The 6,826-nt window shown below is 66.0% G+C and carries 6 protein-coding genes; 2 read left to right on the forward strand and 4 right to left on the reverse strand.

Annotation, left to right across the window (positions count from 1 at the left end):
• Nucleotides 1-582, forward strand: a 582-nt coding sequence (locus FVW20_RS04225; RefSeq protein WP_196608424.1) for a DUF4851 domain-containing protein, incomplete at its 5' end; no start/stop codon positions are given.
• Between the two features lie 167 nt (nucleotides 583-749).
• On the opposite strand, the gene FVW20_RS04230 is transcribed toward FVW20_RS04225, so the two are convergent.
• The gene (locus FVW20_RS04230; protein ID WP_231038850.1) at nucleotides 750-2,444 is read right to left on the reverse strand and encodes a methyl-accepting chemotaxis protein; all 1,695 of its coding nucleotides are present in this window, start codon (nucleotides 2,442-2,444) and stop codon (nucleotides 750-752) included.
• Between FVW20_RS04230 and FVW20_RS19605 the strand changes: the two genes are divergently transcribed.
• Nucleotides 2,356-2,646 (forward strand): hypothetical protein, encoded by a 291-nt coding sequence (locus FVW20_RS19605; protein ID WP_231038852.1) that lies wholly within the window; start codon nucleotides 2,356-2,358, stop codon nucleotides 2,644-2,646. The genes FVW20_RS04230 and FVW20_RS19605 overlap by 89 nt on opposite strands.
• Nucleotides 2,647-2,980: 334 nt before the next feature.
• On the opposite strand, the gene FVW20_RS04235 is transcribed toward FVW20_RS19605, so the two are convergent.
• The 3 genes from FVW20_RS04235 to FVW20_RS04245 form a co-directional block, all read right to left on the reverse strand.
• Nucleotides 2,981-3,406: a PaaI family thioesterase gene (locus FVW20_RS04235; protein WP_307831341.1), complete on the reverse strand. Its 426-nt coding sequence runs from the start codon at nucleotides 3,404-3,406 to the stop codon at nucleotides 2,981-2,983.
• A 175-nt stretch (nucleotides 3,407-3,581) separates the two neighbouring features.
• Nucleotides 3,582-4,439 (reverse strand): zinc metalloprotease HtpX, encoded by an 858-nt coding sequence (gene htpX / locus FVW20_RS04240; protein WP_196608426.1) that lies wholly within the window; start codon nucleotides 4,437-4,439, stop codon nucleotides 3,582-3,584.
• Between the two features lie 445 nt (nucleotides 4,440-4,884).
• On the reverse strand, nucleotides 4,885-5,919 hold the full coding sequence (locus tag FVW20_RS04245) for a 4Fe-4S binding protein (RefSeq protein WP_196608427.1): 1,035 nt from the start codon (nucleotides 5,917-5,919) through the stop codon (nucleotides 4,885-4,887).
• Nucleotides 5,920-6,826: the final 907 nt, after the last annotated feature.

Here is a 6,826-nt window from a genome sequence, read left to right on the forward strand (position 1 = left end):
GCCCTGCACGCCAGCCCCACGCGCGGCGGGGGCGGCGACGCTCCGGTCCGTCTGGCGGCCCTGCTGGCGGAAGCCTCCAGCGAATATCGCTGGCCGCTGGATGTGGCGCCGGGGCCCGACGTGGTGGCGGGCAATGTGCGCACCGCAACCGGACAACTGGCGGGCATGACAGTGTACGCCGCCACGTTCGCGCTGCTTCAGGAGAGGGACGCGCTGGCCACGGCCTTTGGCGATGACCCGGCGCCGTGGCGCGGGGGGGCGCTGGTGCGCCGGTTCACCGGGCTTGCAGAATTGCGCCACGTGAAGGTGATGGTGGAATACCGCGAACCGCTGGTGACGGCGGAGGGGATGACCGGAGAGGGCGCGCTCCGCTTCGGTCGCCCGGCGGTGCTGGACGACCCGGCTGCGCTGGCAGCCTTCGAGGCGCGGGCGGAACAGGCCTTCCGCCTGGAGCGACCCGGCGGCGACTGGTCCAAGGGGAAGCACATCGCCACGTTGGACGCCGCACCGGAACAGGTGAAGCGCCGCGAGATCACCCGCATGCTCGGCATTCTTGAACGCGACCGGGGCGACGACCGTTAGGGAGCGGAGGCAGGCTCCTTGCCGCACCTCCGCGTTGCTTGTGCATTGTTCCATTGCGCATGAAAAGGGCGCCCGTGTCGTTTTTCGGCACGGGCGCCCTTTCGTGTGGTCGTTGTCGCGGGTGGGCTGGTGGTGCGCGGGAATCGCGCACCCGGCCTTTCCGCAAATCAGCCGTTGCGCAACGCGCGGACCAGGTTTTCCAGTTCCTGCGTTTGCTGGGCAAGTTCGCCGATGGCCTGCGCCGAATGCTGCATGGCCTGCGACGTTTCGCTGGAAATGCGGTTGATGTCCTCTATGGACCGGTTGATCTCGTCACTGGCCGTGGACTGCTGCGCCGATGCGGTGGCGATGGCGTTGACCTGGGCCGCCGCCACCTGCACCAGGTTGACGATTTCGCCAAGGGCCGTGCCCGATTCGCCCGACAGGGTCGTGGCCTCGCCGATGGTGCTTACCGCACCGTCCACGCTCTGCATGCTGGTGCGGGCGCTGTCCTGAATGGCCCGGATGGAGTCGCCCACTTCCTTGGTGGCGTTCATCGTCTTTTCGGCCAGTTTGCGAACCTCGTCGGCGACAACGGCAAAGCCGCGACCGGCGTCACCCGCGCGGGCCGCCTCGATGGCAGCGTTCAGCGCCAGCAGGTTGGTCTGGTCGGCGATGTCGGTGATCACGTTCATGATCTGGCCGATGGATTCTGCCTGGCTGCCCAGACGCCCCATGTCGTCCTTCAGGGCTTCCGCCTGGCGGCGCACCGCATTGATGGCGAGCACGGCCTTGTTGACCACCTGCGCGCCCGATTCGGCCCTGTTGCGGGCGTTGCCCGCATTGTCCGAGGCCTCGGTGGCGTTGCGGGCCACCTCCAGCACCGTGGCGTTCATTTCTTCCATGGCGGTGGCCGTTTCGCTCACGCGGCGGGTCTGCTCCTCTGCTCCTCGGCTGGCCTGCTCGACCTGGGCCGCCAGTTCGGTGGACGAACTGGAAAGCTGTTCCATGACCACTTCCAGGCGGGATACGGCAGACAGGATGGCCTCGCCCTTGGCCTCCGCGTCCTTGCGGGCCACCTCTGCCTCGGCCATTGCCTTGCGGGCGCGCTCCGCCTCCTGCTCGGCCTCTCGCGACTTCTGTTCCGCTCCCTTCAGCGCGGCAATGATCTTGGTGACCATCTCGCCGAAGGCGCGATGCAGCGTCACCAGTTCACCGTGAAAGAGTGCGTCGGGCGGCAGCGGTGTGTCGTAGGCGCCCCCGGCAAGGCGCTCCGCTGCAGACGCCAGTTCGGTCACGGGCCGGGCGATCAGGCGCCCCATGTACAGGGCTATGGCGGCGGCCACCAGCGTGGCGCCAATGGTCAGGCCGTACATGATGTTGCGCGCGGTGGCGTAGGTGCGGTCGCCTTCGTCGCTGGCGGCGGCAGACCTGGCGTTGTTGGCCTCTATGGTCTTGCGGGCTGTGGCGATTGTCTTCTGGTACAGCGTCAGCATTTCCCCGCCCATCATGGCCAGGGCCTCATCGTTCTTGTTGCTGCGCGAAAGTTGCAGGAAATTTTCATGCAGCGTGAGATAACGGGCCCAATCGGTCCTCAGCAGTGCGTAGTTGTCCTGCTCCACGGAGGCACGAGGCAATTTTTCATAATCGCGCATGGTTTTTTCCAAACCATCGGCGATTTCCTTCATTTCGTCTTCTGCTGCGCGCATGGTTGCTGCATCAGTAGAGATGTTATGCTGGAACTGAAGCTGCCTGAACATGGCGACATGCTGTATCATGCGGTTGGAATATCTGATGGATGGCGTGAAAATTTCGTTCATTTCCGTGGAGATGTTGTTGACTGAAGCCATCCTGTTGGTGCCGAAAATGCTGATGAAGACCATGATACAGATGATTGCCGCGAACGATATGGCAAGCTTGGAGAAGATACGCATTGATCTGAACGCGGACATATGCATGCTCCTTGCAATTGGTTGGCGTATATTTCAAAGGTTGTTGTATTTTGTGTTTCTGGATGGGGGAAAACTCTTGAACGTTGTAGTGCGTGAAATTGTGCAGCTTGTCATGTTTAATTTGTTTCTTTGAAAAAAAGCAACGATAATTATATTTGCGCGTACACGTTGTCACGTGTTGCGCGCGCTGCAAAAAGACAAGACTGCGGCATATCATGGTGCAGATTGGGCAAGGTGCGGCGGTGCGCACTGTCGGGAAGGGGGCGGGACGCGGTATGAGACCGCAGGAGGAAACTGGGCGTCAGGCCTCAGCTGCCCACCCGGTCAGGTCAGGTAGTTTGCACGGACTGCCTGTCTGCACGGGCTGCCAGTCTGCACGGACTGCCCGTTGGTGGGGGGCGGCTTGCCGGAAAAGGGGGGGGGCGGAGAGGTGTGCTGTCGGAGAGGACCGGGCGTGCTGGAGGGTGCTATTCGGAGCGCTTCACGTAGCAAACGATGCGGCCTTCGGCCACAGCCACGCCGGGCGCGGATTCGGAGGCGATGCGCACGAAGATGTTGCCGATGCGATAGCCCTGCAAGCGTACGTCCGCCTCTGCTATCAGGTCGGCGAAGGGCGCTGGCCGCAGGAAGTCCACGCGCATGTCAACGGTGGAGACCAGGTCGTTTGGGCCGAAGTGGGTCCACAGGGCCACGTTGCCGCAGATGTCCGCCAGAGTTGAGATGACCCCGCCGTGCAGCGCGCCGCGCGACTTGTTGCCCGCGAACTCCTCGCGGAAGGGCAGGCGCAGCCGGGCGTAGCCGGTGCGCACCTCCTCCACCCGGATGCCCAGGTGGCGGTGCCAGTCCACATGCTGTTCGACGAAGGACACGAGGTCTTCATGGACGGTGCTCACGGAGCCTCCCGGTGTGGTGCGTGCAAAAGGGGCGGGGAACATTGCCCCGCCCCATCATATATCCGATGTGCGTCGTGCGCGCCACTGGCGGCGGCGCTGGTGGCAACGGCCCGGTTGTGCGGTCCGGCCTTGCGCCGCTGTGGCTGGCCCTTGTTGTCCGGCCCGGGTGGCCCGATCAGCGCCGTGCGGCCATGGCCTGCAGGCGGGCGATGCGTTCTTCCATGGGCGGGTGGGTGCTGAACAGGCTGGCCATGCTGGCCCCGCTGAACGGGTTCACTATGAACATGTGCGCGGTGGCCTGGCTGCCGTGTTGCATGGGCACCTTCTGCGACCACGCCTGCAGCTTGGCCAGGGCGCCGGCCAGGTACAGCGGGTTGCCCGCAAGCCTGGCGCCCGTCTCGTCGGCCAGGTACTCGCGCGAGCGCGAAATGGCGAACTGGATCAGCGAGGCGGCGATGGGCGCCACGATGGCCATCAGAATGGCCACCAGCGGGCTGGTGCCGCCCTCTTCATCGTCGCTGCGGCCAAAGCCGAAGATGGCCGCCCACTGCATCATGTTGGCGACGGACACGATGACCGAGGCCAGCACCCCGGCCACGGTCTGCACCAGGATGTCGCGGTTGGCGATGTGCCCGATCTCGTGGGCCAGCACGCCCTTCAGTTCTTCCGGCGAGAGGATACGCATGATGCCGTGGGTTACCGCAACCACGCCGTGGGCCGGGTCGCGCCCGGTGGCGAAGGCATTGGGGGCGTCTTCGGGAATGACGCACACGCGCGGCTTGGGAATGCCCGCGCGGGCCGCCAGTTCCTCGACCATGGCGTGCAGCATGGGGGCGTCCTGTTGGGAGACTTCCTGCGCGCCGTACATGGAAAGGACGATCTTGTCGGAATACCAGTAGCTGCCGACGTTCATCACCAGGGCCAGGATCAGTGCGATCATGATGCCCGTCTTGCCGCCCATGGCCCCGCCAAGGACGATGATGATGCCCGAAAGAAGGGCAAGCAGCATGGCGGTCTTGATCTGACTGGTCACGGTCTGTGCTCCTTGAGTGGGGTATGCGCGGGGTGCCCGCGCGTTGCCTGTGTGCGGATGGTGCGCGTGCCTGATGGCTGTTTCACCGGGGGGCCGGGTCGCAGGGGGGGGCGTCACGTCCTTCCGCCTGCGCAACTATGTAATATCGCAGCGGGAGATGGCAAGGGGGGTGATGCCGCAATGCTGCGGCAGGGGGCTGCGAAGGAAGAGGGCGGCGCTTTCGTCGAGCGGAACGGGCGGCACAGGGCCGTGCCGGGTTGCAGCGGCACAGCATTGCTCTGCTGCTGTGCGGGAGAGGCGGGGCAAGCGCATGGAGACGGATGCGGAACGCAGGCATCCCGGCCCCCCGAACCTGCTCGGACGGGGCGCCGGGGTGCGGCACGGATCGCGCGTCGCGTGCGCGGGCAACGCAAACGCGTAGGATGTTCAGGGAAGCAGCGGCCCCCTAGTGGGTAATCATGCCTGCCCGCAGCATCAGGTGGAAACGACGGGCCATGGACTGAGGCAGGGGGGAATCCCACATGCCCAGCGCCTGCGCCACACCCCAGGCCGCCAGTAGCACCAGCACGCACCCGGCGGCGATGGACCACGCGGGAAGGCGGCGCTTGCCGGGCAGGGTCACCGAAAGGCAGCCCTTTACGGGGCAGGCTCCAATGCATTCCGTGCAGCCCACGCATTCGCCGGACGAGACGCGCTCCAGACGCTGCACGGGCAGGGCGGCGGGACAGGCGCGCGAACAGCGCCCGCAGTCCGTGCAGGCTGCCGGGTCGCGCCTCACCGCCACCGGTGAAAGGCGCGCCAGCAGCGAAAGCAGCGCGCCGTACGGACACAACACCCGGCACCAGAAGTAGGGCAGCACCAGCGACCCCACGCCCAGCACGGCGAACACGGTCAGCGCGGTATTGCTGGGGGCCAGAAAGAACTGGAGCATCCGGGTATCCGCCACGAAGTTGTAGGGCGAAAGCAGGAAGCCCTCGATGGATTGCACGTCCATGGACACCACGGAAATCCAGGCGAACTGGGCCAGCAGCAGGTACTTGGGCAGCGAGAGCAGGCGCGCTGTGCGCGGCCCGGTGCGCCGGGCGATGCCAAGCCGCGTGCCCAGCCGGGCCAGCAGCGACGAGACGAAGCCCACGGGGCAGATGTATCCGCAAAAGCCCTTGCGCAGCAGCACGGCCATGGCCAGCACGGCGATGAAAATGAACAGGCCCGCCGGGTGCACCGGATCCCACTGGCCGGTGACCAGCAGCCGCTTGAAGGCGATCAGCGCGCTGATGGGCAGAAAGCCCTCCACGGATGGGGGCTTGGGCACGAAATCTTCGGATTCGCCCATGGCCCAGCGCACGTAGAGGAAAAAACGCCAACCGGCATACAGCAGGAACAGGGCGTAGGCGGCCTGCACGCCAAGGCGGACGCGGGCGGGGGATGGCAGGCGGGACGGTGAATGCGGCACGGAATGCTCCTTGGGACTTTTGGGCATGCTATCGGCTGTCGAAACGGGGTCGGGGCCTGGGGGGCGAAGGGAAGCCGGGGGCAGTAAAGGGCGGACGATTTTTCGGTGCGCGGCAACCCTGCGCCATGTGGACGCCGCTGTCCGTCGGACAGGCGACAGTGGAGGGCGCTGCTCGCCGGATGCAACGGCGGCAGCCCGCCGTCACCCTGCCCGGTGGCGGCGGCCACGTCCGTGACCCAGGTCACGGTGAAACATGGGGGGCGTTGCGTCCATGCCGTGGCGGCGGCGAAAACCGCCATGCCACTCCGGTCGGGGCAGGCGGAATTGGCGGAATTGACGGGACAGGCGGGACAGGCGGGACAGGCGGGACGGGCGGGACGGGCGGGACGGGCGGAGCAGGGGCGTCGTTTCCGGACGGCATCTCCGGGCGGTGCGGGGTGGAGCGTCTTGAGACGGCAGCAGGAGGAACGGCGAAAAACGAGAAACGGACGGCCTTGGCCATCCGTTTCCTGCGCGGGCCTTGGCCGGGCGTGAACCCGCCGCAGGCCGCATGCCCTTGAGGGCGAAAACCGTGTCTAGTGGTGGTGCGGGTCGTTAGGGGTGGTGCACTTGATGTAGCGCAGCGCGATGGCCACGCCCAGAATACCCGCGATGAACCATGCGAAATCCATGACAGCCTCCTTCTGGTGCCCCGGCGCGGAACGCGCGCGGGTTGTGCGCAATTTCCCAATTCTCAGCCCGAGGTGTAGCGGAAAGAATCAGGAAGTTCAAGGGGCTTGCCGCAGCAGGGGGGAGGGCCTGCGCGAGGCGCGGCGTGCGGCGTGCGACAGGCGGCGTGCATTGGGGTTGCGGGGGGATCGGATGCCGCGTGTGGGCGGAAGGTGCGGGAGATGCGGGAGGCCCGTCAGACCCCGGCCCGACCAGCCCCGGCGCG

It is taken from the genome of Nitratidesulfovibrio oxamicus, from assembly GCF_015731765.1.
GTDB lineage: Bacteria > Desulfobacterota > Desulfovibrionia > Desulfovibrionales > Desulfovibrionaceae > Cupidesulfovibrio > Cupidesulfovibrio oxamicus.

Coding starts and splice junctions, on each gene's coding strand:
- FVW20_RS19605 (WP_231038852.1), top strand. CDS start 2,356: ATGGATGGCGTGAAAATTTCGTTCATTTCCGTGGAGATGTTGTTGACT.
- FVW20_RS04230 (WP_231038850.1), bottom strand. CDS start 2,444: ATGGTCTTCATCAGCATTTTCGGCACCAACAGGATGGCTTCAGTCAAC.
- FVW20_RS04245 (WP_196608427.1), bottom strand. CDS start 5,919: ATGCCCAAAAGTCCCAAGGAGCATTCCGTGCCGCATTCACCGTCCCGC.